We start from the raw sequence: 24,328 nt of genomic DNA, 5'->3' as shown, positions 1-24,328 counted from the left end.
TAAAAAACACGAATATAAATTTGAATAGAAAGAGTGGATTCAGTTGTTAAAGAAGATAAAGAAAAGTAAATACACTAAAAAGCTCATTACAAAAACATTCAGGTTATTATCTAGAACACCTAGAAAGAAAAATTTAGTCGTATTTGAAAGTTTCCACGGAAAACGTTATAGCGATAATCCGCGTGCCATTTATGAATACATGAAAGAAAATAATCCAGAATACACACTGATCTGGAGTGTAGCTAAGGAAAGCATACCTCTATTTGAAGAAATGGGCGTTCCGTACATGAGACGCTTTTCATTAAGATGGTTACTGAATTTCCCGCGCGCCGAATACTGGGTCAATAACGTTCGCTTACCAAAGTGGATGCCAAGACCGAAAGAAACGGCGTATCTACAAACTTGGCATGGTACACCGCTGAAAAAACTAGGTACGGACATTGAAGAAGTATATATGCCGGGCACAAAAACAAACAAATATCGTAAAAACATTATTGCTGAGTCAAAAAATTGGAACTACTTAATAGCTCCAAATGCATACTCAGGAGAAATTTTAGCACGTGCATTCCACTTTAAAGGCAAAGTAATTGAGTCAGGATATCCACGAAATGATGCATTACAAAACACAGATCCAAACAAGATTGAGAAAATCCGTAAGTCATTAAACATCCCTGAAGGTAAGAAAATCGTCCTATACGCACCAACATGGCGTGATGACCAATTCTTCAAAAAAGGGAAATACAAATTTGAATTCCAATTCGACATTCAAAAACTAAAAGAGCAATACGGAGACGATTTCGTCCTACTTGCTCGCATGCACTACTTAGTATCAGAAAGCTTTGATTTTGCACAGTACGGCGATTTCATCAAAGATGTTTCCAACTACTATGACATTGCAGACTTATACTTAGTGAGCGACCTTTTAATCACTGACTACTCATCTGTATTCTTTGACTATGCTATCCTAGATCGCCCAATTATCTTCTACATGTACGATCTTGAAGATTACCGCGACCGCTTACGTGGCTTCTACATCGACATCGAAGCAGATGCACCAGGACTAATCGTCAAAGAACAGGACGAGCTATTTACTGAAATCGGTCGTGCCCTAACCGAAGGCCACCACTCAAAAGAACAATTCGACCGCTTCGCAGAACGCTTCTGCGAATGGGAAGACGGCAAAGCCTCAGAACGCGTAGTCAAAGAAGTATTCAAAAAATAACACCAAACAAATAAAAAGCGAGGAGAAAATACAATATTTTCTCCTCGCTTTTTTCATTTGGCAAAAAAGAACCTGAGCAGCGCCAAAGCCGCCGCGAGTAGCGCTAAATCCTGCGCGAGTAGAGCCAAAACCCGAGCGAGTAGCGCCAAAGCCCGCGAGTAGCGCTAAATTCTGCGTGAGTAGCGCCAAAGCCCGAGTGAGCAGCGCCAAAGCCCGCCCGAGCAGCGCCAAAGACCGTGAGTAGCGCCAAAGCCCGCCCGAGTAGCGCTAAATTCTGCGTGAGTAGCGCCAAAGCCCGTGAGCAGCGCCAAAGTCCGAGCGAGTAGCGCTAAATTCTGCGCGAGCAGCGCCAAAGCCCGAGTGAGCAGCGCCAAAGCCCGCCCGAGCAGCGCCAAAGACCGAGTGAGTAGCGCTAAATCCTGCGCGAGCAGCGCCAAAGCCCACCCGAGCAGCGCCAACCCCCACTCGAGCAGCGCCAACCCCCCCGCAATCAACCCCAAATCCACCCCAAAAACCAAAATCTTTACACCCCATCAACACAACTGTTAATTTCTCACATATCTTTACGTTTTGAAAACAGAATTAAAGGATATTATATGATATACTATGGTGTATGTTTTTATGGTAATATATATAATATTTGGCGTGATAAAATGCCGTCATCATACACTTTCAAGACTTTTAACAGAGCTACAAAATGATGGAAGATAATATCGCCAAAATGCGAAAATGCATCTTTTCGAAAACAATAGCGTCATGATAACCAATCATTCTACAATTAAGCTATCATTTATACGAAACAATGCGACAAAATCATCCCTTAATGAAATTCGAGGAATTGAGGAAAAAACAATATGAAAGCATTTATTAATATCATTAAAGAACAAATATCGTCTTTTTATATGGTACAAAGACTAGCAAAATTCCAACTAAAAATTGATAATCAGAACAACTATCTAGGATTCATATGGGAAGTACTTAACCCGGCAATTCAAATGGCTATGTACTATGTTGTCTTCGGAGTTGGACTCCGTGGGAAATCAGAATTGGATGGGGTACCCTATGTCTACTGGATGCTTGCGGGGATCTCAATGTGGTTCTTTATCAACAAAGCTATATTAAATGGTTCAAAAGCGATATATCAAAAGTATTCCATGGTCGCCAAGATGAACTTCCCGTTATCCGTACTACCAAGCTACATTATTACTGGGAAGTTTTACGGTCATCTAGCATTAGTGGGCGGCATTATGGTCGTCTTTTGGATAAAGGGTTACGCCCCGAGTATTTATTATATACAGCTTATTTATTTCCTAGCGATGAGTTATATTTTTGCGTTTAGTATTACACTATTAACTTCAACATTGACAGTCGTAGTACGTGATGTACAGATGCTGATTCAATCCGTTTTACAAGGGATGTTCTTCTTATCACCAATCCTATGGGACCGAAGTCAGAATTTCCCTGAATGGGTACAAGGTTTATTGACACTAAATCCATTCTATTATTTAGCAAATGGATATCGCGCATCACTACTGTATAACGAATGGTTTGTAGTTACACACTGGCAACTAACGCTATATAACTGGGGACTTATTCTCGTACTATTGATAATTGGTTCATCAGCACACTTTAAATTCAGAAACCGTTTCTCTGACTTTATCTAAAAGTAACATGGAGGACATAAAACATGACAGAATCAGTCATTATAAAAAATGTAACTAAAAAATATCGTATGTATAGATCAAAAAAAGAACAAATAGGCGATCTACTTTTCCCTGGTAAAATGGGCTCTGACTTCAATGCTATCGATGGCATATCATTTGCCGTTGAAGAAGGAGATGTAGTTGGGCTAGTAGGTATAAATGGCTCTGGTAAATCTACCCTTAGCAACATCATTGGCGGAATTATTCCTCCCTCTTCAGGTGAAATAATTGCCAAGGGTGAGGTCAATGTTATCGCCATAAATGCAGGTTTAAACAACCAACTAACAGGTATCGAAAATATCGAATTTAAATGTCTATTAATGGGCTATAGCAAAGAAAAGATTGATGAAGTGACACCGCAAATTGTCGAATTCTCAGAACTAGGCGATTTCATCTATCAGCCTGTAAAGAAATACTCTAGTGGTATGAAGTCTAAACTAGGCTTCGCCATCAGTGTTACAGCAGACCCTGATATTATTGTCATCGATGAAGCGTTATCTGTAGGGGATCAAACCTTTGCAGACAAATCACTAGCCAAGATGAATGAATACAAAAAACGCGGTAAAACGATCTTCTTCGTCAGCCATAACTTAAGACAAGTAACGAGCTTCTGTAACAAAATAGCTTGGATTGAAGGCGGTCAACTTAGAGAATTTGGCCCGACAAATGTCGTTATGAAAAACTACAATGATTTCATCAAACAATACAACAAACTTTCATATGAAGATCAAAAAGCTTTCCAAAAGAAACTTGCAGATCGTCGAAAATATGGATCCAAAAAGAAGAAATAAATAACTGCACTAGAAAGGATGTGAACCCCTAATGAAAAGAAAAATCTTCATGACAGCATGGGATATGGACATCGAAAAAGGCGGCATCAACAAAGTTATGCTCAAGCGCGCCAGCCTTTTTGCTAATGATGAATACGATATTGAACTCCTAACAATGGATTTCAAATTTAACTATGACATCATTGAAAAAGAACTGAAGCTATCAGGGCAACTTCCAAAAAGCGCAAAAATAACAAACGTCTATGATTACTATAGAAGAAAATTTACAAAAAATACGATATCATCTGCAGCTCAAGCTAAATTCGAGCAACAAATAAAGAAATTCGAAGAAGGCTACTGGGTAGAAGATGGTGGTGAATTCGCTCGGTACTTCCAAAATGGTACTTATATAAAGTATAAAAAGTGGCATGAAGATGGCACGATTAACTTTATAGATTACTTCGACGACAACCGAGTACGTACACGCCGTGAAGAATTCCACCACACTGGTTTCCTTCAGCGGGAAGTTCTTTATCATCCAAGTAACAACAAAAAGAACCAAGAGCGTTTCTATACGGAAGATGGTTTTTGCTTCTTATCACTTTGGTATAACAACAAGAGTGGTAAGCTTCAAAAAGTATACTTATTCAGTCCAGATTATGATAAGGTCGAATACTTCCCGTCGAGCAAAGAATTCCATGATTTTTGGCTAAATGAAATATGTCGTGTAGAAGTAGTTAAGCCTGTCATCATTTGTGATGGTTCTGCACCAACTACACGAGTGACATCAATTGACGATGAACTTGTCTACAAAATTTATATGTTACACTCAAATCATTTCGCTGCACCATACGAATTGGGTAGCCCATATAGAACAGTGTATCAAGCGAAACTCGATGTCATTCCAAAGGGGTATCCGGTCGTAGTGCTAACAGAACAACAACGACTTGATCTACACAAAGAAATTGGTAACCGTGGTAATATCCATGTCATCCCAAACTGTGTAGAAGTAAATGATTTTAACATCGAAAAGAATCCGAATCTTGTGTCGATGATTGCCCGTTATAGTCCAGAAAAACGATTAGACGAAGCGATCAAAGCCTTCTCACTAGTTGTAGAACAAGTACCGGAAGCGAAGTTGGACATTTACGGTAATGGCAATGAAGAAGAGTCGCTGAATAAGCTGATTCAAGAGCTTAAGCTAGAAAATAGTGTCGAGCTTAAAGGTTACACAAACAAAGTACATGAAGTACTTGCGGCATCATCTGTTTCGCTCGTTACTTCAGCATACGAAGGTTTCAGCCTAGCGATGCTTGAATCACTAGCAAATAAGACACCAGTAATTAGCTATGACATTAACTATGGTCCATCTCAAGTAATTGAAGATGGTGTAAATGGCTATCTTGTCCCGAATGGTGACAGTGAACAACTAGCGGAGAAAATCATTCATCTATTAAATAACCATGATTTAGTAGTGAAGATGGGGAACGAAGCACGTAACACTGTGCAAAAAGATTACTCACCAGAGCGTTACTATGAAAAGTGGTCAAAATTACTACAAGACGTCGTAAACGAAAATCACAATCTATATACTCAAGAAATCTAAGAGTTGCCTAGGGCAGCTCTTTTTTTTACTTCTCAAAACCTTATTAACCCCCAAAAATAATAAAAAACAGTGAACATCAAATACCTCTCCTCAATTTTGTAACATAATCGTAACGACAAACTCTACTATTAATAAGCTATACTTAACGAGAATAGTGATAGGTCGATATACACATCAGATAAAATGATGCATTATATTACAAATTCTCTGCTTTTTTAAAATATATCAACAATTACATAAGTCATAAGATGTGATAATAAAGAACTAATTTAAGTATTACAACACAATTTTAATATAATTTACTATATAATGGAATGTGTGTAATCTAGTAATCTAATTTTTGTAAGGCAAAAGTCTATAGTTCTGCATCAATTTAACCATCGTACGAAAACACAAACTATATTATTGCCAATATCTAATGACCACCTACTTTGTTGAAGCAATATAAAAAAGCTCAAATAGCCATCAGTAACCAACATTTCTGACGCGTATATGAACCTATTAAAGTGAAAAAGAAAGGAAGTAGAAAATGATAAAAAAACACGCATGGACAATCATCTGTACATTACTACTAGCGATTTTCATCATTGGAGCTAACGGCACTCAAGCTGCGGCAAGTTACAAAACAACAGCAATTAGCAAGATCACAGTCATTAAATCTACAAAAGCGAAAATCTATCAACAACCAGACGCAAAGTCTACAAGTAAAGTCGCAACAACAGCTCAAACAAAGCAAGTAATGATGAGCAATAAAAAAGCCACAACAGGCGGAGTGACATACTATGCCATCTACAAATTCGGAGATACGAAAAAAACACAATTAGGCTGGGTAAAATCTACAGACCTTAAAATCCGAAACTACAGCCTAACTTCGACAAAAGTCCAAACATTCTATCTAAAAGGCTCGGGTAGAGGATATGTTAGTCCGTGGGGAAGTACAGATGCTATCTACACATCATTAAAATCATACAAAAACGTTAAATTCTCAGCTACAACAACAATTACATCAACAAGCAAATGGTACCAAGGTAAGCTTAATGGCAAAACAGTATGGATTCACAACAGCCATCTATCAACAAAGCCAACTGCTGATACTTCAGCAGTCCCAACAGAAAAGCCTGTAGAAACGAGCGTTAGTTTCGTAGCTAAAGTTAATAGCAGTTCAGCTAAAATTTTCAAAGATATCACAAAATCAACATATACAAAAGCAGGAACTAGCAATATCAACACTGTTTTATATGTCAAAAAGAAAGCTACATATAAAGGGAGCAAATACTACCTACTAAGCACTAAAGAAAGTGCAACATCAGGAGTCATCGGCTGGATCAAATCAACAGATGCGAAAGCCTATAACCATAAAGCCATCAGCACAAAATCTAAAACCCTTTCGTTAACAGGAACCGGCTCAGCCTATACGAAAATTTGGGGAGGCACAAATGATGTTGCCATCAAAACCCTTACAAAATATAAAAACGCAAAATTTGTCGTAACAAAAACAGAAAGAATTGGTAACACCGATTGGTACAAAGGTAAAATCGGTACAAAAACAATTTGGATTTCATCAAAATATACAAAGGCATATGTGGAAGTAGCAGCAGAACCAGAAGAAACTGACGTTAGCTACCTTGGTCGCCTTTCTAGTAAAACAGTGAAAATCTACAAAGATATCACAAAACTAGAAGACTACATCTTAGCAAATAGCACATACACTAACGAAACCTTTTATATTAAAAAAGAAGCTTTATACGAAGATGAAGATTACTACCAAATTAGCCGCACAAATGGAACATCAACAACCGTAGTCGGGTGGGTAGAAGCAAGTGATGTAACTACTTACACCAATTCACTTGTAGACACAACTAAATTTACAACTTACATTGCAGGGACAAGCAGTGCTTATAACATCCCATACGGTACAACAAATAACATCGTCTACGACTTAAGCAAATACCGAGCGAAAACGTTCAAAGTTACTCGCACAGAAAAAGTCGGCTCAAGTATTTGGTATCAAGGTACATTATCAAGCAAAACAGTATGGATCAATTCAGCTTACGTAGAAACAAATCCATATATTGCACTTAACTTAAGAAAATCGACAGACCTAACAGCGACACAAATGCGCTCATTCCTTATTAGTAAAGGAAAAACAACAGACAATGTACTATATAAGTTAGTACCATCATTCTTAGAAGTTCAAAATGAAGCAGGTATTAACGCACAGTTCATGCTAGCTCATGCAATTTTAGAAACAGGTTGGGGCAGTTCAGCCATTTCACAGTATAAAAACAACTATTTTGGCTTCCAAGCATATGACACATGTGCTTTCACATGTGCGAAATACTTCCCAACAGGAAAAGATGGCTTGAATGCCTATGCATTTAAAATCTATCGTGATTACCTAACTACTACAGGTGCTTATTACAACGGTCCGACATTATTAGGTATGAATGTAAAATATGCGACAGACAAAGAGTGGAGTCGTAAAATTGCCAACCTAATGGCACAGATGAAAGCCTATAGCTCATCAGACTACAGCGGCAAAACAGCGAGTACAAAAGTTATGACAGCACCAAAAGAATACGATCATATTCTGCCAGAGTCTAAAGCACAACCAGCTCAATTCGTAAAATTACCAACTGATGTAACAGCAACAGTTTCAGCGAGTAACTTGAACATCTATTACATGCCATATGCGTATTCGAAAAAGATTGGCACTTACGGCAAAGAAAAAGTAATTACATTAAAGGCGTACCATACAGATGTACGTGACTTTAAAAATACGAGTGGCAAAAACACACGCTGGTTACGTATTGCATACAATGGCACACAAGGCTGGGTACGCACGGACGAAATTACACTAGATAATCTATCATTCACAAAAGACGAATCGAACCTACGCTCAAGTGCAGGAGCGACTACTAGTGATACGATTAAAGAAGTAGTACCAAACAACGCACCACTAAAACATGTCTACACTATTTTCGGTAACAAGAAAAAAGAAAAAGTAGGAAAAGACACATGGTACCAAGTATACGCCCCTAAATCAGGCAAAAAACTATGGATCAGTGGCAGCCTATTAACAACATTCTAATAAGAGTGCCCCCTGCAAACGCAGGGGGTCTTTTTTTGTCTAAAGATAAAAATATTATCAACTAGACCTCTCCCGCCAAAACTCCACACAATACACCAAATAACGCAAAGGACACGAATTTACTCTAAATAAGAATTATTTGAGTGAGTACTACAATTTAAGTAAATCACGCAAAAACACTGGAAGCTAGCGTAACAATCTAAATATCCTATCGAGCGAATTCAAACTTTCTAATACTAAAAAAGCGGCTAAAATAGATTCCAACTATACATGTTGCTCAAAAAAGCTAAAAATTATCATCTAATAGGACGTGAATGTTCTGCTAAATAACAAACAATCAAGTTAGCGCAACAAACAATGGACTTAACGCAACAAACATCCAAGATAGTGCAACAATCCCCAGACTTCGCGCAACAAACCTCACAGATAGCGCAACAATCCACCCCCATCACAAAACTAAATATATGGATAATATTGGTTTAAACCCAATTTCCTAGTATACTAAAAAGGAACAAAATAGATTGGAGATGAAAGAAATGAAAATGATGAAGTACATAGTAATGATGGCGGTGATGGTCATGATATCCGTATGTCTAAACAGCACCATAAGTCATGCTGAGGAAGTTTATGAAACCATTCCACTAAACAAAACGCTATCAAAAACATTACTCATGGATGAAAACAAAGAAGCAGGGAATATGTATCAAGTGAAAATACCAAAGGATGGGGTTGCAAAGCTTCAAATCGAGTCCCCAAAAAACAAGGAATTCACGTTATTCCTTATGAACAGCTTAGAAAACGTAGGCATACTTGATCCGAAAGTGAATTCACCAATTATTAGTTATGCTATCAGTTCAAAAGAAGCCTATTACAACAAATCAATCATGACCGATTCAGTCGGTGTAAAAAAGGGAACTTACTATGTATTCGCCTTCACAGAAGGGAATGTTGAGAAGGTCAAATTCAAAGTATCCTTCAAAGCAGCATCCAACTACGAAAAGGAAAATAACAACACGATAAAAACTGCGACACCGATTAAGCTTGGTAGCACATATAAAGCCGATATTAAGATGTATGATATGAAAGATTATTACAAAATCACAGTGCCTAAAAAAACGAAGCTCCAAATTACAGTAAAGAAACAATTAAAAGCGCCATTTAAAATTGCACTACAAAACAGCAAGAAGCAAACAATCAAACAGCTGAAGATGAAAACATTAAACAATACATTAACACACACAGGTACGGTAACCGTAGATAAAGGCACCTACTATGTCAATGTATCAAGTGGAGTATATTTCGGAACCTCATCTGATTATGATAAAGCACCTTATACGATTAAAGTGAATACTACTAAGTAGAAAAAGACGTCACTAGTGGCGTAGAAGAAATATTACAGCCTGTAACATTTAACATGCAGGCTGTAATATTTGTAATGTGATAATAGGTATGCTATTAAAAGTAGAATCATATAAATCACTAACAATAAAATGATAGCGCTTTCAATTATGCAATTAAATAGTGAAAATATTGCTATATAATAGGAAGAAACTCGATGCAAATATTAGCAAGCGGATCGTTAAAGAAGAAGAGTAGGGCAGACATCTTCTATTTGAGTATGTGTCTTATGTTACAAAAAAGTAACTAGCAGTATAGGTTGTGGTATAATTTTATGTATTTTGTTAAAAATATACCTCAATTGGTATTATATTACTAACTTTACAGTCGTTATCGTAATAATCCCACAGGTTTTGTAATAAATTGCTAAATTCTCTCAGTTTTACTAATAATTTTGATAAACATAGCATTATAGTATTAAAGTAACGAATAACTACAAATCTATGGAAGAAAAAAGGGTGGAAATTCTCCTATTTATAAACGATAATTAGGCTTAAGCATGATTAGCTGATGAAAAACAAAAACAGCGAAATGCTAATCATATCCAATAAGGGAGGATTTTTTAAAAATGGGTAAATTCAATCTAAAATTTGTAAAACCTGTCGCATCACTAGCAATCGGTGCAGCAGTATTAACAGGATCATTCGCAGTATCTGGTGCTGCTGATACAGCTTTCGCAAAAGCAGCAACTGTAAAAGTATCTAAAGGTAAATTGGTATCTGCAAAATCAGGTAAAGCGGTGAAAGGTTACAAATCTTACAAAGGTGTTCTTTACAAGAACGGTAAGAAATTCACTGGTCTTTACAAAAATACTTATTACAAATCAGGTAAAAAAGGCACTGGCCTTTACAAAAACGTATACTACAAAGCTGGTAAAAAAGGTAGTGGCTGGGTAGGAAGCGGTTCTTCTAAAAAATGGTACCAAGATGGTAAATTACTAACAGGTCTTGGTAAAAACTCTGGTAAACTATTTATCAAAGGTAAATACGCTAACGGAATCCAAACTTACAAAGGCGTAGAAAAACTATACAAAAACGGTGTTGTAGTTAAAACTGTAGTTGATGCAGCTAAAGCTATTAACAACACAACTGTTGAAGTAACATTCGCAGAAGCTCAAAAAGCTAGCGATATCTCAGCTGGACGTTTCAAAATCGAAGGCTTAGAAGTTACTAACGCTGCAGTTAAACAAACTGACGATAAAGTTATCGTTTTAACAACTGCTGCTCAAACTGGCGGTAAAACTTACACTGTAGCACTTGATGGCGTGAAATCACGTACATTCAAAGGTGTTTCTAATGTACAAGCAACTGCTATTTCTCACGTATCTCCTTCATTACAAGGTGTTATCGGTAAAGAAGTAACTGTTAAAACTCAAGTTGAAGTTCCAGCTGGATCTTCTAAAGAGGGTATTGCTGTAACGTTCAATATCACTAACTCTGCTGATACTTCTAACAGTAACTTCGGTAAGAAAATTACTGCTGAAGTATTCACTGATGCAAACGGTGTAGCTTCTTACTCTTACACTCAATATGTAGCTGGTACAGATGATGTTGTTGAAGCATATCCAACTGGTAATGCTTCAGTAAAAACTACTCAAGCTAAAGTTTACTGGGGTAATACTGCACGTTTAACTCTTTCAGAAGTAACTGAAGGAAACTCATTAGCTAACGGTGCTAAAAAAGTTTACAAAATCGTTTCTGCTGAAAATGCAAATGGATATATCAACATTGCATACAAAGAAAACGTTAATGTAGCTCCAGATAAATTAGTTCGTACAGTAGATGTTACTGACGCTAATATCCGTAACAATGGTGCTAAGTATCCATCACAAGTAACAACTGGTGGCGTACAATTCGTAAAAGTAAAACTTGATTCTAAAGGTGAAGCAACATTTACTTTAACAGGTACAAGTGGTACTGTTACACCTATCGCATTTGCAGATGGCAAATTTAAAGATAGTGTTACTACTAGTGAAACTGACTGGTCAGGCGATAACAAATTAGGTGCTACAGAATTACAAGCAGCTGCAGCTCCTGTAACATTCGCTCTTAATCATACTCAAGCACTTGATGTAGTAGGTGTTGAATCAGCTAATGCTGCTGGTATTAATGCAAACGGTACAGGTCAAGGTGGACGTAATTATACTGTAACTGTTACTGGTAAAGACGGAAAATTAGCACCAGCAGGTACTGTAGCTTACGTAACATTTGCAAAAGGAAGCTTCAGCTCAGATAAAAATGTTTATATTTCAAATGTAAAAGGTGAAAACCCAACAAAAGTAACAGAAGGCTATTCATTCCCAATTAAAGTAACTGGTGATAAAGGTCAAGCTACATTCAAACTTACAGGTGTTCGTGATGGATATGCAACACCAACTGTATACGTTGATAATGGCGAGAAATTTGGAGTATTAGATACATCTGATTTACAAAAAGTTGGTGAAACTACTTACTTCGTAGATGCAACTGTTTCAAAAGCTACACTTAAAGTTAACGATGAAGATAAAAAAGTAGCTGCAAACAAAGCTGCAGAATTTACTTTCCAATCAGTTGATCAAAATGGTTTCCCATTTGCAGTTAAATATAACAATTTAATTGGTCAATTCGACGTAACATTTGAAGTTTCAGCAAGATATGCTGATGTAGTAGTTGCTTATAATGGAACTACAAAAACTGTAGCACAAGGTAATACTGAATCAGTTACAGTGAAAGCAAATTCGACTGGAGAAGCTAAAATTAGTGTAACATCTAAGAGTCAATTATCAGCAGACGTATCAGTTAATGCATCTGCTTCACAAGTAAGTATCTTTAACGCTTCAGAATCTATCCAATTTATCAAAGGCTTAGATGACGGTGCTTATGTAAGTGCAGAAGTATTAGCTAAAATCAATGCTGCAACTGATAAAGATGGAATCGAAGCAGCACTTGAGGAAGTAGATAACTACAGAACTTTATCAGATAGTGAACAAGCATATGTTGTAAACACTATCTTTGATAAACGTAAAGGTAATGCTACTGTAAGCTCTATCTTTGTATCTGATACAATAAATGATGCACCAGCAAAAGCACCAGCAGCAAATAAAGCTGCTGCAATTGCGAAAGCAGATGCAGAGCTAGCAAAAATCACACAATTAACAGTAACAAATGATACAGAATTAGCTAAAGCAGAAGCTCAAAATAAAGCAGCGAAAGATGCAGTGGATGCGGCTATTAAAGTTGGAGCAGTAGCAGCAGATTTCAATGCAGCTAACTATGCAAACCTTGCTACTCAAAAATCAGCTATCGAAGGTCATAAAAAAGTAGCACCTATTGCAAATGCAGATGCAGAGCTAGCAAAAATCACACAATTAACAGTAACAAATGATACAGAATTAGCTAAAGCAGAAGGTCAAAATAAAGCAGCGAAAGATGCAGTGGATGCGGCTATTAAAGTTGGAGCAGTAGCAGCAGATTTCAATGCAGCTAACTATGCAAACCTTGCTACACAAAAATCAGCTATCGATGCTTATAAAAAAGCACAAGCTATTTCTAAAGCACAAACAGCAATTGATGCTCTTCCATTAGCAACTGAAATCAATATAAATAACAAAGTCGAAGTAGCGGCTAAAGTGAAAGTAGCTAAAGGTTTAGTAGCAGATGCAAAATCACTAGGTGCAACTGCAGCAGATGGAGTAGTATCACCTACAAACGATATCGATACTACTAAATTATCACTTGCAGCAGCAAAATTAGACGCACTATAATTCTTAGTTTAAGGTGCCAGTCACCCAAACAATCGTGATACTCACGTTAGTTTGAACAATTGATACAGAATAAGTCTTAGTGACTAGCCCCTAATCTCTTCGGAGGTTAGGGGTTTTCTGTTTGCCGTAATAAGTGAGATTTCAAATATATATCATAATCATGATTGAATCAGAAGCCTTAATACCACTGGTATTAGGGCTATTTTTAATGGAGGAGGAATGAAACATGGTTGAAGGTAAAAAGGCATCTAAAAGAGTAGATATTGTACATGTTCAGCTAGTGAAAGAAACATCGTTATTGTACAGTAATCGCAAAGTAAGAAGCCCACAAAATGGTGCGGAATTGTTTCGAGAGTTTCTAGGAGAGGTAGATCGTGAGCATTTTCTAGTGATGTGTCTGAATACAAAGAATGAGCCAACTCATTTAAATACTGTTCACATCGGTAGTCTAAACGCTAGTATTGTACATCCAAGAGAGGTAATAAAGCCAGCTATATTGTCGAATGCGGCTAGTATAATGGTTTGTCATAATCATCCAAGCGGCAATGTAGAACCATCGTCAGAGGACATAGAAGTAACCAAAAGGTTGCAGGAGGTAGGTGAGATTGTAGGAATAGAATTATTGAATCACATCATTTTGGGTGAAGATAGTTATCTATCTTTTAGAGAGAGAGGATACATGTAATAGGCATTAGAAATAGCTAGAAACGTGTTTCAAAATCAAAATATGTTAGAAAGGAAAGGTGGATAAGATGACGACTCTAGGACGCTTTTTGCAAGCTCTAGAAAAGATGATGAAAGAAAAGATTGAGTTGAAGGACGTTGGTTATGAAACAGTAGAAATGTATCGAATGAATTGGATACAAATTTAATATCAGAAGATGTAATAAAGAATTTACCAGATGAGGTTCTCGTATCATCAGCTAATTTTATAGATGAAAAAGGCGATGAATACTTAATGATTGATATTACATTGTATGAAAATTCTGAACTATTAAGTGCTATTTGGATGAAAAATGGAGAAGTAATTGAAGTACCGACTCAATGATTTGGTCAGGGAAACTCACGACATTTCTAACGTGAAACTGACGACATAAGTAAATGACAACGGCATAGAAACAGGAAAGTGCATGCGTTACATAGTATGTGCTTATTTGGCGTGCCTAAAAACTGACGACGTTATTATATAACTGTCTCGAGTGAAGACAAGAAGTGTAATTAGATGATTGAAAAAATAGTCGTATCCATTGCAGTGGCAGTTATCACAGCTTTAGGTTCATTAGGTCAATGACAAGCATATATGAATAATCAGTGAGTATAAACGTCTAATATTTTAACAATTTTTATGATAAAATTATATAATAATACCTATTAATGTGTTGTGGGAGTAGAAGAGGAGTGAGTATATGAAAAGATGGATGCAATTTGTATCAGCAGTTTTAGGAGTATTTGTACTCTTATGCATATGCACAACGGAGGCAAGTGCTAAAACGAGTTACATACATAACGCGAAATATTCGTATAGCTATTATCTAGATCTAGACATGGATACGTCTGAAAAGAAATCTAATTTTAGGTATGAGTATGCTGAAAACACAAAAGAAGGAACAATGTGGATGATATCTTCTGCAATGGGAGGTAGCTTTTCTTATGAAAAGCAGACGGCAACCGGATATTATGAATGGCAAACGACTAAAAGTAAATTGTTAGCCCTACCTGTAAAGAAAAACAAACAATGGACAACTATAAATAGCTATGATGAAAAAGAAACACGTAAAATTGTATCTACTAAAGCAAATGCGAAAACACCTTATAAAACATTTCCGAATGCAATCAAAGTACAAATTGGCAAAGCAAGTGCCAAACATTACGACTATTTCGTTGAAGGTTACGGAAAAGTGCTTGAAACGGAAAATGGAAAAATCAAATATCAATTAATTCAACGTTACAAAGATTGATTGAAGTGTGCGCTTATTGAATGAACCTAATCTCATTGGAGGTTAGGTTTTTTCATTTTATCATTTGTCTATCTAAAAATAATGAATAAGTAAAACTCACGCAGTTAGGACGTTAATAGTTGAGTATACGAATAACAAAATTTTTTGAATTACAGATTATTGTATAGATTAAATGGATTAATTGTTAGATAATTGAGAATGGTAAAACTATTTGGAATTTTAATGAGTAGTTAATCCTATAAAATGTTTGAAAGGGTGGGATAATGCAGAAAAACAATTTAAAGCAGGTTAAAGCGTTAACGTCAGTAGCGTTAGGGGCAGTTTTATTAACAAGTACCATTGCAGTACCTATTAATAGTGTGGAGGCAGCAAGTTCTTCAAACTACAAAGTTTCAAAAGGAAGGTTAATCTCAAAACTAACCGGTAAAGTAGTAAAGGGTACAAAAACATTCAAAGGTAAAGTTTATAAAGATGGTAAAACTCTAACGGGCCTAAAAGCCGGTGTTTTCTACAAAAGCGGTAAAAAAGCGACAGGTACATACAAAGGAAAATACTATTCAAATGGTAAAGTGTATACTGGCGTGAAGAATAACATCTACTTCAAAGCAGGAGCAAAAGCAACGGGTATTTACAAAGGAATGTACTATTCAAAAGGTAAAGTATTTACAGGTCTAAAAGCCGGTGTTTACTATAACCGTGGTAAAAAGGGGACTGGCACATATGGAGGAAAATATTATGAAGCGGGTAAAGTGTTTACAGGCATTCAGTCAACTTCAAATAATCTTTACATCGATGGATTATTAAACACAGACCTAATTGTATTTAAAGGCCAACTTTATAATGGAAGCAAGTTAAATGAAGGCGTTGTCCAAGTAGATGGTAAATGGTACAAAGATGCTAGCATTGCAAACGGTACTATTACATTACCAAATGGAAAAACAATCACAGTTACTAATGGTATTGATACTACACCAGGTTCTGGTTCTACAGGTGGTGGATCATCTTCAGGTGGTACTGGAGAAATAACATTTACATCTACGATAAATAGTGACATTGCTAATAATGTAGATAAATTAGGATTGGTAGGAACTTCAGTTTCTTCAAGTAATGAAAAAGTAGCAACAGTAAAAATTACAGATGGTAAAATTGCCATGACATCTATTTCAGTTGGGACTTCAATCATCACAATTGCAACTGATGATAAGAAAGCAACAATTGAAGTGGCAGTAAATGCAAATGGTTCGATTACTATTGGTACAATTACAAAATATACGACTCCTCAAAAAAATTAAACGAAACGTTACTTTATAAGCTAATAAACTAGTGAAAAAAGTGGGAATGATTGATTATTTCTAACTGTTACTTTCTAATTGATAGGTGAAATCCCTATCCTTGCGAAACAGTCTTTTATGCAAGTGCCTAATCCTCCTGGATCCAGTGATGCGCTGATACGCAAAAGGGGTTAAGTCAGGTGAAGTCGTACTCGAAGAATTGAGGCGGGGCTCTTTAAAAGACAGCTATGGTTAGGCGGACGAATCCATGTAGGCAGGGTGAGGTAGTGAATAGCGCGAAATGCTAGGAGTTCGATATTCATCCTTATATAAGAAATGATGTATTGGTGGTTAGCATAATTGACTGTTAAACTAACCATTCTCACACCTGAATAGTGGAAACCTAAGGCTGTCAAAATCAGGGATGGAAATAACGGAACGTTTGAAGTTCTCTTTGAAGAGGTGAATCAGCATCGACGAAGCAAAGAGAATGGCTGCGGGTTCATAGTAGTGTCGATCACATGCCACTAGTACTTGTATGGCAACATATGAGGAGGATAAAACATGTAGGAGCGAAGGAACCCAGTCTATGGTAGTTTTCAATCACATCTATATTTTTCATGAATGAAAATGACCATTGATAGATCGCCATGTGCGGTGAAAGCCGCCTGCATGGTGAAGGCTCGATTCGAAAGCTACGATAAATGTGGTATAAGACGAGAATAGTACAAATACAACTGCTCTGAATGAAAAAATAAGTAGGGCAACTGCAGTTTTAAAAGGAACGACTGTAGGAATAGAAGTAGGTCAGGTAGCCCAAGTAGATAAAGATACTTTAGTTACAGCTATAACGATAGCTCAAAGTGTCTATGATGACAGAGCTAATAAAACTCAAGTGCAATTAGATGTAGCGACCACAGAATTAGATAGTGCCTTAACAAATTTTGAGGGCAAAATCATTAAAGCAGGAGATACAACTGCACTAACTACAGCCATTACAGAAGCAACAAATCTTTACAAGAATACGGAAGAAGGAGTAGAAATCGGTCAAAATGTAAAAGGCTCAAAAGCGACATTAAAAGAAGCCATTGATGTGGCAGAATTAGTTGTAACAAATTCTGCAAACAAAACAAACCAACAATTAGCTGATGCAAAAGCTGCATTAGATTTAGCGGTAGTTGCCTTTGAAAATAGTAAAGTGACAGCATTAACAGGATTGCTAAATGTAACAGTAACTAGCGCTGGGGTTGATAGAAGTAATCATATCAACCTTGAAAATGATGAAACGCTCGTCCTCACATCTAGTGATTCAACGAAAGTTGCAGCTACTGTATCTAATGACTCTAGTGGAACCGCTATAGTAACAGGTGTTGCGTTGGGGGGGCCAATTACAATTACTGTTCAAGTGAAAAAAGATGGACAAGTAATTAAAGCAGGTACATTCACCGTAACTGTAGTTCCAATGGCTATCACAAGTAAAATGATCACGAATTTTGACTATTCAACTGTAAAAGGAACTCAAGCAAAACTCGTTAGTAAACCTGTTACATTAAGTGATTTTACTGGTAATAGAAAAGACTTTACTATTGTCATTGGATCAGATCGTATACCAATTTATGTTTCATGGGCACTTTCGACAGATTTTTCTAAAGGAGTATCAATGGGCAGTGTTGTAGAGAGTCACATTCAAGATTTCTATTATAAAAAAGACGGAGAAAATGGTATATTGAATCGTCCAATTGCTGCCTTTGGATTTGAAGATACGTTCCAAATTAGCGCATTCCAACCGGGTTCCGCTTCATCATTTACATTAGAAGGTGCAGATTGGTCGTACTTCTTTGAGCAATCCTCTGGGCTAGGAACAGATACGGATACCTCAAAAAATCGAACATTTACAATTAGTGACGGCACAACTACGGCAAATATTCAACTAACATCCAATTTTGTGACAATCGATGATCTGGTGAATCATATAAATAATCGTTTAATGAACACTGGAGTAAAAGCTCAAGCTGAAAAAGTAAGTGCAGCACAATTTAAAATCACCTCAACATCAAGTACAGGGAACATTATTATTGATGGTGTAAATAAAGCCGATTTCTTTGAATAGATAGTACAGTTATTCTCGAATAATTATAATTATCAATCAGTGCCAACCAACCAATCATGAATTTCATGTTAGTTGAAACAATTGAAACAAATTATCCCCTGGTCTCTTCGGAGGGTAAGGGGTTTTTTGTTTGCCGTAATAAGTGAGATTTCAAATATATATCATAATCATCCCTCTGGACATGTCAATCCGTCACCAGAGGATATAGAATTACTAAAAAGATCAACTTTAATAACCTAACCTTCAAATAGTTCATCTTATACCAATAAATTAAGAGCCTTTATTCCTTCTAACAGGAGTAAAGGCTTTTTATATTTGAGAAAGGAACTATGAAAGAAAAGCGTGATGTATCTCACAAACCATGTAGATAATGGCCACTAATTACAACTATAGATGACATGCGGTAATAGTAGCTATCTATGTAACAGAAATCAAAAAGAGGAAGTGTCTAAGTCAATCAAATAGTTATTAAGAAACAATAGTCATGTCGAATAATACAGAACTAATTATAATGTTGAAAAACAGCGATGATGGGAGAAAACCCTCTAATAGTTGTATATTTTCTGTGATAACTTTCTGATATTTTCCTTTTAAAGTATTCAATCTAAAACATTACTTAACTATATGAATTTAAACAGAAAATAAATAAAAAAGAGATATTTTAATGCATTAAAATATATTTTAGAATATTCAAAATACTACAAGCTTCGCTATTTACTAGCTAAATTTCGAATGATACATTTTGGATACCTAGTAAAATAGTTTAATTTACTAGGTTTTATTCTAAGTAGAGAGGAGCGGGGGTTTATTATTTCACTAATTGAAAAAGGGGAGAAACGAGTGAAGAAAATTCAAAAACTGAGAAAGAGTGCGATTATTGGTTTAGTTTCTTTATTAACTGTTTCAAATGCTGCGTTTAGCACATCTTTTGCAAAAGCTGAAACAAGTGATCTCGACAAACTTGTGAAGATTGAAAAATCGAACAAAAAAATTAAAGAAGCCACGAATGAGTATAAGGATAGTGACACTGTTAGGGTAATAGTTGAGTTGGAAGGAGCCCCAGCCATCTCTTACTCTACTAAAAGAGGTATAAGATATAAAGATTTAGCAAAAGAAAAGAAAACAGAATTACAAAACACTGTGAAAGATGAACAATCAGAATTCATGACAGATGTGGAAACAAAAAAGATTGATTTTGATGTGGAAAATACCTTCACTACTGTTGTCAATGGAGTCAGTGGAGAAATAGAATTTGGTCAAATAGAGGATCTTGAAAAATTGCCGAATGTTGAATCGGTGAGCATTGTTAATGAGTACGAAAGACCAACTGTAAAACCTACAATGCTATCTAGTAAAGACATGGTGGAAGCCATTCAAACATGGAATGCTGGTTATGATGGAAAAGGCATGGTTGTAGGAATCATTGATACAGGAATTGATAATACCCATGATGATATGGTTTTAAAAGAAGATGCCAAACATAAATTGACATCAGGAAAAGTAGCTGATTTTGTAAAAAATAATAATCTTCCTGGTGAATATTACTCTTTGAAGGTTCCTTATGGTTACAACTACGCTGATAAAAACAAAGAAATTCGTGATCTTGGCCCTGACGCTACAATGCATGGAATGCACGTAGCAGGCACAGTAGGAGCAAATGGTGACGAAACAGGTAACGGACTAAAAGGTGTAGCTCCACAAGCTCAATTACTAGCACTCAAAGTGTTTGGTAATGACCAAGCAATGCCATCGACTTTTGGGGATATTTATATTAAAGCAATTGATGATGGAATTATACTTGGTGCAGATGTACTGAATATGAGTTTAGGCTCAACGGCAGGCTTTGTTGATTCAAATAGTTTAGAGCAAAAAGCCGTAGAAAGAGCTGTTGAAAATGGAGTATTAATGTCTATTTCGGCTGGTAACTCTAGTCAGTTTAGCTATAATTACGGGGAAAATCCGTTAGCTTCAAATCCTGATATTGGTTTAGTCGGTGCTCCTGGGCTTACCGCCAATTCAATATCAGTAGCTTCCATTGAGAATGATAAAATCACATTAGATCAAATGACATTGAAAATAGGGGAAGAAACGTTGCCAATCGCTTATAAAACGCAGGCGTCCCCAATACCTCTAGAAGTATTTGGAAAATCGCCTGAAAAAGATGTTGTCTATGTTGGCGATGGAAGTGCAGCACAATATAAAGGTAAAGAAGTAAAAGGGAAAGTAGTATTCGCAGTCAGAACAGCAGCGAATCCAAACTATGGAGAAATTCAAGCTCAAGCTGAAAAAGCAGGTGCAGTAGGTGTCATTATTAGAGGAACTGCAGCACATGGCGATTACGTAAACATGGCACTAAATAGCCCAACAATTCCACTTGTTTCTTTAAGTGTAGCAGATGGTACCACTTTAGAAACAAAAATCAAAGCAGCAGGCGGCACAGGAAAAGTAAACTTTAATGGAAAAATGACTACGGTTGTTAATGGTTCTAAGGGGCAAATGGCAGCTACTAGTTCTTGGGGTGTCACTCCGAGTCTTGAAATGAAACCAGAGATTACTGCTCCAGGCGGACAAATCTATTCTACTTTTAATGATGATAAGTATGGTGTCATGAGTGGGACATCAATGGCAGCCCCGCATGTATCAGGTGGTGCAGCACTTGTCTTGGAAAAAGTTCAAGAATTATTCCCAGGTTTAAAAGGTGTAGAAAAAGTGAAACGCGCAAAAACATTGCTTATGAATACAGCGAAAATTGTTACGGAATCATCAAATGACAATATTCCTTACTCACCAAGACTTCAAGGTGCAGGATTAATGCAATTGAATGCTGCAGTCACAACGCCAGTGTTTGTAGAAGCAAAGGGTACAAGTGAAGGTAAAGTTGAGTTGAAGGAAATCGGTACTGACAAGTTCAAAATGACTGTTACAGCTACCAACTTCAGCAAAGAAGATGCAACTTATAATGTAGGCGCATCTGTTTTAACTGATGCAACGCAAGGTTCAGGAACTTCAGCAACAAATGCTTTGAAGGAACAAGTTATTAAAGGCGCAGTAGTAAAAATAGGTACGCCAAAGATTACCTTATTTGCAGGGGAATCTAAAGATATTACTGTTGAAATAGACCTTTCAAATGCAAAAACAGAATTAGAAAGCATCCAAAAGAATGGCTACTTTGTTGAAGGGTTTATAACGCTTACAAATGAATCACAAGATGTCGTCTTTCCAGATTTATCAATTCCATACCTAGGCTTTAAAGGAGATTGGAATAAGCCGCCAGTTTTAGATCAAATGATTTATGACACAGGCTCCTATTATGACGTTTCAGGAACAGTAGATGATCAAGGGAGTTATCTTGGATACAATCCATTCACTAAAAAATACAGCAAAGATTTAATTGCTATTTCTCCAAATGGAGATGGTGAAAATGAATCAGTAGCGCCTGTGCTTTCATTCTTGCGAAACAGTAAAACAGTGGAATATACGATTACCGATACAAGCGGCAAAGTTTTGCGCAAGCTTCGAACTGATAAAGAGCAACGCAAAAATTATCATAATGGGAAGAGCAACAATTCTATTTATTCATATAAACCATCTTATACAAAATGGGATGGGAAACTGAATAATAAAATAGCAGCAGACGGAACATATTATTATCAAGTAAAAACACTAGTTGATTTTGCAGGTAAAGAACAACAAGTAACTAAAATCCCTGTTATTGTTGATAACACAGCACCGGTTGTATCAAACATTGCCTTCAGTAACAAAACGGGCATCCTTTCATTCAATGCTACTGATAATAAAGGAAGTGGATTACAATATCTTGAAATCTATTTAGATAATGAACTCTTAGGTTCGGTAAATCCTGGTACAAGCAATGCGTTTAAATTAGACTTACAGAAATTTGATGTTAAAGATAACGTTAAGGTTGTTGCATATGATTATGCGTTTAATAATAGTGGACAAGAGACGTCAAGCCCAGGAGACAATACAATTCCTTATATCGTATCTGACACACCGGAAGCCCTGGGCGTTTATGATACACGCGAAGTACCTTTTACTGGCTATGTAACAGATGCATCACAAGTAGAGTATTTGAAAATCAAGGGCGATAAATTAAACCCTACAGAACAAGATGTAGTTTTAAAATACAATGAAGTCACAAAAAAACATGAATTTGCAACACATATTACATTCACAGAAGATGGTGTGCATGACATTTTCATTGCAGGTGCCGATAAAGTTGGTAATAAAATTGAATTTAGAAGACAAGTAATTGTTGATACGCAGGCACCTAGTCTTTCTGTAAGTAACCTACCAGCTAATAATTTCGTATCTACTGGTGGTAAAGATTCTACTGAAGAGCCAGAAAGTAAAGACCCTAATGATGGCAAAGAACCGAATGAAGGAACTGAAAGTAAAGATCCTATTACCGCTTCAGAAGGTGAAATTACTAATGAAGGAACTGAAAGTAAGGATCTTAATGATACTACTGAAAGTGAAAAACCTGCTGAAACAACAAAAGATGGAGATCCTATTGTTACAGTAACTGTTACAGATAACTTTGATGAATTACGCTTATTAGTAAATGGCAGTGAAGAATATACAAATGAATTCAATGAGCCATATGAAATGAGAGCACTAACTCACGAGCAACAAGTTCAGTTAGTATTAGACGAAGGTAGAAATGATATTGTCTTCGAAGTTTCAGATCTTGCGGGTCATGTGACTAAGAAAACGATAGCTATTTATAAAGGGGCAGCTCTAAATGCACCATTTGTAAAATCAGTAGAGATTTCAAATGGCGGTGGCGATGTAACAGTTGAAAATCCAGCTAATATTGTTGCAGAAGCTACGGAATCAATTACGTGGGAGGCAAAAGTAATTGATCCAAAAGGAAATGTAATAGATTTAGATACTGCTGAAGGCGAAAAATATGAAGCTACATTTACACCGGATATTTTGGCTGAGAGTGGTAGTTACAAATTATTAATAGGTGCAGCTGGTAGTGCTGAAAGTGAAAAGCTAGAAACTAATTTCACCGTTTCAAATTATTTTGTAAATGTTGAATCCCTTTCAACACGTGATTCAAACGGTGAAAAGGCTACATCCTTCACAACAGAAAGCAGTGTAAGCATCAAAACAAACATTAAAAACCAGGGGAAAAACAAGTTGAATCCTACAGTAGCCTTCCAAGTCAAAGATGAAGATGGTGCAGTTGTTTACTTTAAAGAAGTGAAATCGAAAGAGATTAATAGCAAATCAAGAAATAGTTTTGGAGTAGATATCCCGTTAGAATCATTTGATAAAGGTAAATATACAGTAGAAGTGTTTGTATGGGATAACGATGAAAATCCAATTCCACTAGCAGATTCAAGCAACCTCGAATCATTTACAGTTAACTAAAAAAAAGAATAATAGGGAGGCAGAAACTGCCTCCCTACTTCTTATCTACGAATATGG

The 24,328-nt window shown here is 36.5% G+C and carries 14 protein-coding genes; all 14 read left to right on the top strand.

Going from position 1 to position 24,328, the window contains the following annotated elements; all coding sequences use genetic code 11:
* Positions 1-43: 43 nt before the first annotated feature.
* Complete coding sequence (locus tag MHH98_RS18960; RefSeq protein ID WP_038179947.1) at positions 44-1,222, top strand: CDP-glycerol glycerophosphotransferase family protein; 1,179 nt, start codon at positions 44-46, stop codon at positions 1,220-1,222.
* A gap of 854 nt (positions 1,223-2,076) precedes the next feature.
* A complete protein-coding gene (locus MHH98_RS18955) occupies positions 2,077-2,886 on the top strand; it encodes an ABC transporter permease (RefSeq protein ID WP_038179939.1) in 810 nt (269 codons plus the stop codon).
* A 23-nt stretch (positions 2,887-2,909) separates the two neighbouring features.
* Positions 2,910-3,716 carry a teichoic acids export ABC transporter ATP-binding subunit TagH gene (tagH, locus tag MHH98_RS18950; protein ID WP_038179937.1) on the top strand — a complete coding sequence of 269 codons (807 nt, stop codon included), beginning with the start codon at positions 2,910-2,912 and terminating at the stop codon, positions 3,714-3,716.
* Between the two features lie 31 nt (positions 3,717-3,747).
* Positions 3,748-5,301, top strand: a complete 1,554-nt coding sequence (locus MHH98_RS18945; protein ID WP_340713399.1) for a glycosyltransferase — start codon at positions 3,748-3,750, stop codon at positions 5,299-5,301.
* Positions 5,302-5,830: 529 nt separating this feature from the next.
* The gene (locus MHH98_RS18940) at positions 5,831-8,392 is read left to right on the top strand and encodes a GW dipeptide domain-containing protein (RefSeq protein WP_340713397.1); all 2,562 of its coding nucleotides are present in this window, start codon (positions 5,831-5,833) and stop codon (positions 8,390-8,392) included.
* Between the two features lie 536 nt (positions 8,393-8,928).
* Positions 8,929-9,753 (top strand): hypothetical protein, encoded by an 825-nt coding sequence (locus tag MHH98_RS18935; RefSeq protein WP_038179932.1) that lies wholly within the window; start codon positions 8,929-8,931, stop codon positions 9,751-9,753.
* A 605-nt stretch (positions 9,754-10,358) separates the two neighbouring features.
* Positions 10,359-13,532, top strand: coding sequence for an S-layer homology domain-containing protein (locus MHH98_RS18930; RefSeq protein ID WP_340709326.1), 3,174 nt, complete (start codon positions 10,359-10,361; stop codon positions 13,530-13,532).
* A 226-nt stretch (positions 13,533-13,758) separates the two neighbouring features.
* A complete protein-coding gene (locus MHH98_RS18925; RefSeq protein WP_340709325.1) occupies positions 13,759-14,217 on the top strand; it encodes a JAB domain-containing protein in 459 nt (152 codons plus the stop codon).
* 171 nt (positions 14,218-14,388) lie between these two features.
* Entirely contained in the window at positions 14,389-14,580 is a 192-nt protein-coding gene (locus MHH98_RS18920) for a hypothetical protein (RefSeq protein ID WP_340709324.1), read from the top strand.
* A gap of 358 nt (positions 14,581-14,938) precedes the next feature.
* Positions 14,939-15,490 (top strand): hypothetical protein, encoded by a 552-nt coding sequence (locus tag MHH98_RS18915; RefSeq protein WP_340709323.1) that lies wholly within the window; start codon positions 14,939-14,941, stop codon positions 15,488-15,490.
* 263 nt (positions 15,491-15,753) lie between these two features.
* Entirely contained in the window at positions 15,754-16,782 is a 1,029-nt protein-coding gene (locus MHH98_RS18910) for a hypothetical protein (protein WP_340713395.1), read from the top strand.
* 874 nt (positions 16,783-17,656) lie between these two features.
* The gene (locus tag MHH98_RS18905; protein ID WP_340711610.1) at positions 17,657-18,871 is read left to right on the top strand and encodes a hypothetical protein; all 1,215 of its coding nucleotides are present in this window, start codon (positions 17,657-17,659) and stop codon (positions 18,869-18,871) included.
* A gap of 72 nt (positions 18,872-18,943) precedes the next feature.
* The gene (locus MHH98_RS22180) at positions 18,944-19,111 is read left to right on the top strand and encodes a JAB domain-containing protein (protein WP_445329616.1); all 168 of its coding nucleotides are present in this window, start codon (positions 18,944-18,946) and stop codon (positions 19,109-19,111) included.
* A gap of 600 nt (positions 19,112-19,711) precedes the next feature.
* Positions 19,712-24,271 (top strand): S8 family serine peptidase, encoded by a 4,560-nt coding sequence (locus MHH98_RS18900; protein WP_340713394.1) that lies wholly within the window; start codon positions 19,712-19,714, stop codon positions 24,269-24,271.
* The last annotated feature ends 57 nt before the right edge of the window (positions 24,272-24,328 follow it).

The sequence above is a fragment of the Viridibacillus sp. FSL H8-0110 genome, assembly GCF_038003565.1.
Classification (GTDB): domain Bacteria; phylum Bacillota; class Bacilli; order Bacillales_A; family Planococcaceae; genus Viridibacillus; species Viridibacillus arenosi.
Note: the sequence above shows the minus strand (reverse complement) of the source record. Positions and strands in the feature narration are given on the sequence as shown.

What these genes read in the sequence shown, in the direction of transcription:
- MHH98_RS18955 (WP_038179939.1), top strand. Translation starts at nt 2,077, where the DNA reads ATGAAAGCATTTATTAATATCATTAAAGAACAAATATCGTCTTTTTAT.
- tagH (WP_038179937.1), top strand. Translation starts at nt 2,910, where the DNA reads ATGACAGAATCAGTCATTATAAAAAATGTAACTAAAAAATATCGTATG.
- MHH98_RS18945 (WP_340713399.1), top strand. Translation starts at nt 3,748, where the DNA reads ATGAAAAGAAAAATCTTCATGACAGCATGGGATATGGACATCGAAAAA.
- MHH98_RS18940 (WP_340713397.1), top strand. Translation starts at nt 5,831, where the DNA reads ATGATAAAAAAACACGCATGGACAATCATCTGTACATTACTACTAGCG.
- MHH98_RS18935 (WP_038179932.1), top strand. Translation starts at nt 8,929, where the DNA reads ATGAAAATGATGAAGTACATAGTAATGATGGCGGTGATGGTCATGATA.
- MHH98_RS18930 (WP_340709326.1), top strand. Translation starts at nt 10,359, where the DNA reads ATGGGTAAATTCAATCTAAAATTTGTAAAACCTGTCGCATCACTAGCA.
- MHH98_RS18925 (WP_340709325.1), top strand. Translation starts at nt 13,759, where the DNA reads ATGGTTGAAGGTAAAAAGGCATCTAAAAGAGTAGATATTGTACATGTT.
- MHH98_RS18915 (WP_340709323.1), top strand. Translation starts at nt 14,939, where the DNA reads ATGAAAAGATGGATGCAATTTGTATCAGCAGTTTTAGGAGTATTTGTA.
- MHH98_RS18910 (WP_340713395.1), top strand. Translation starts at nt 15,754, where the DNA reads ATGCAGAAAAACAATTTAAAGCAGGTTAAAGCGTTAACGTCAGTAGCG.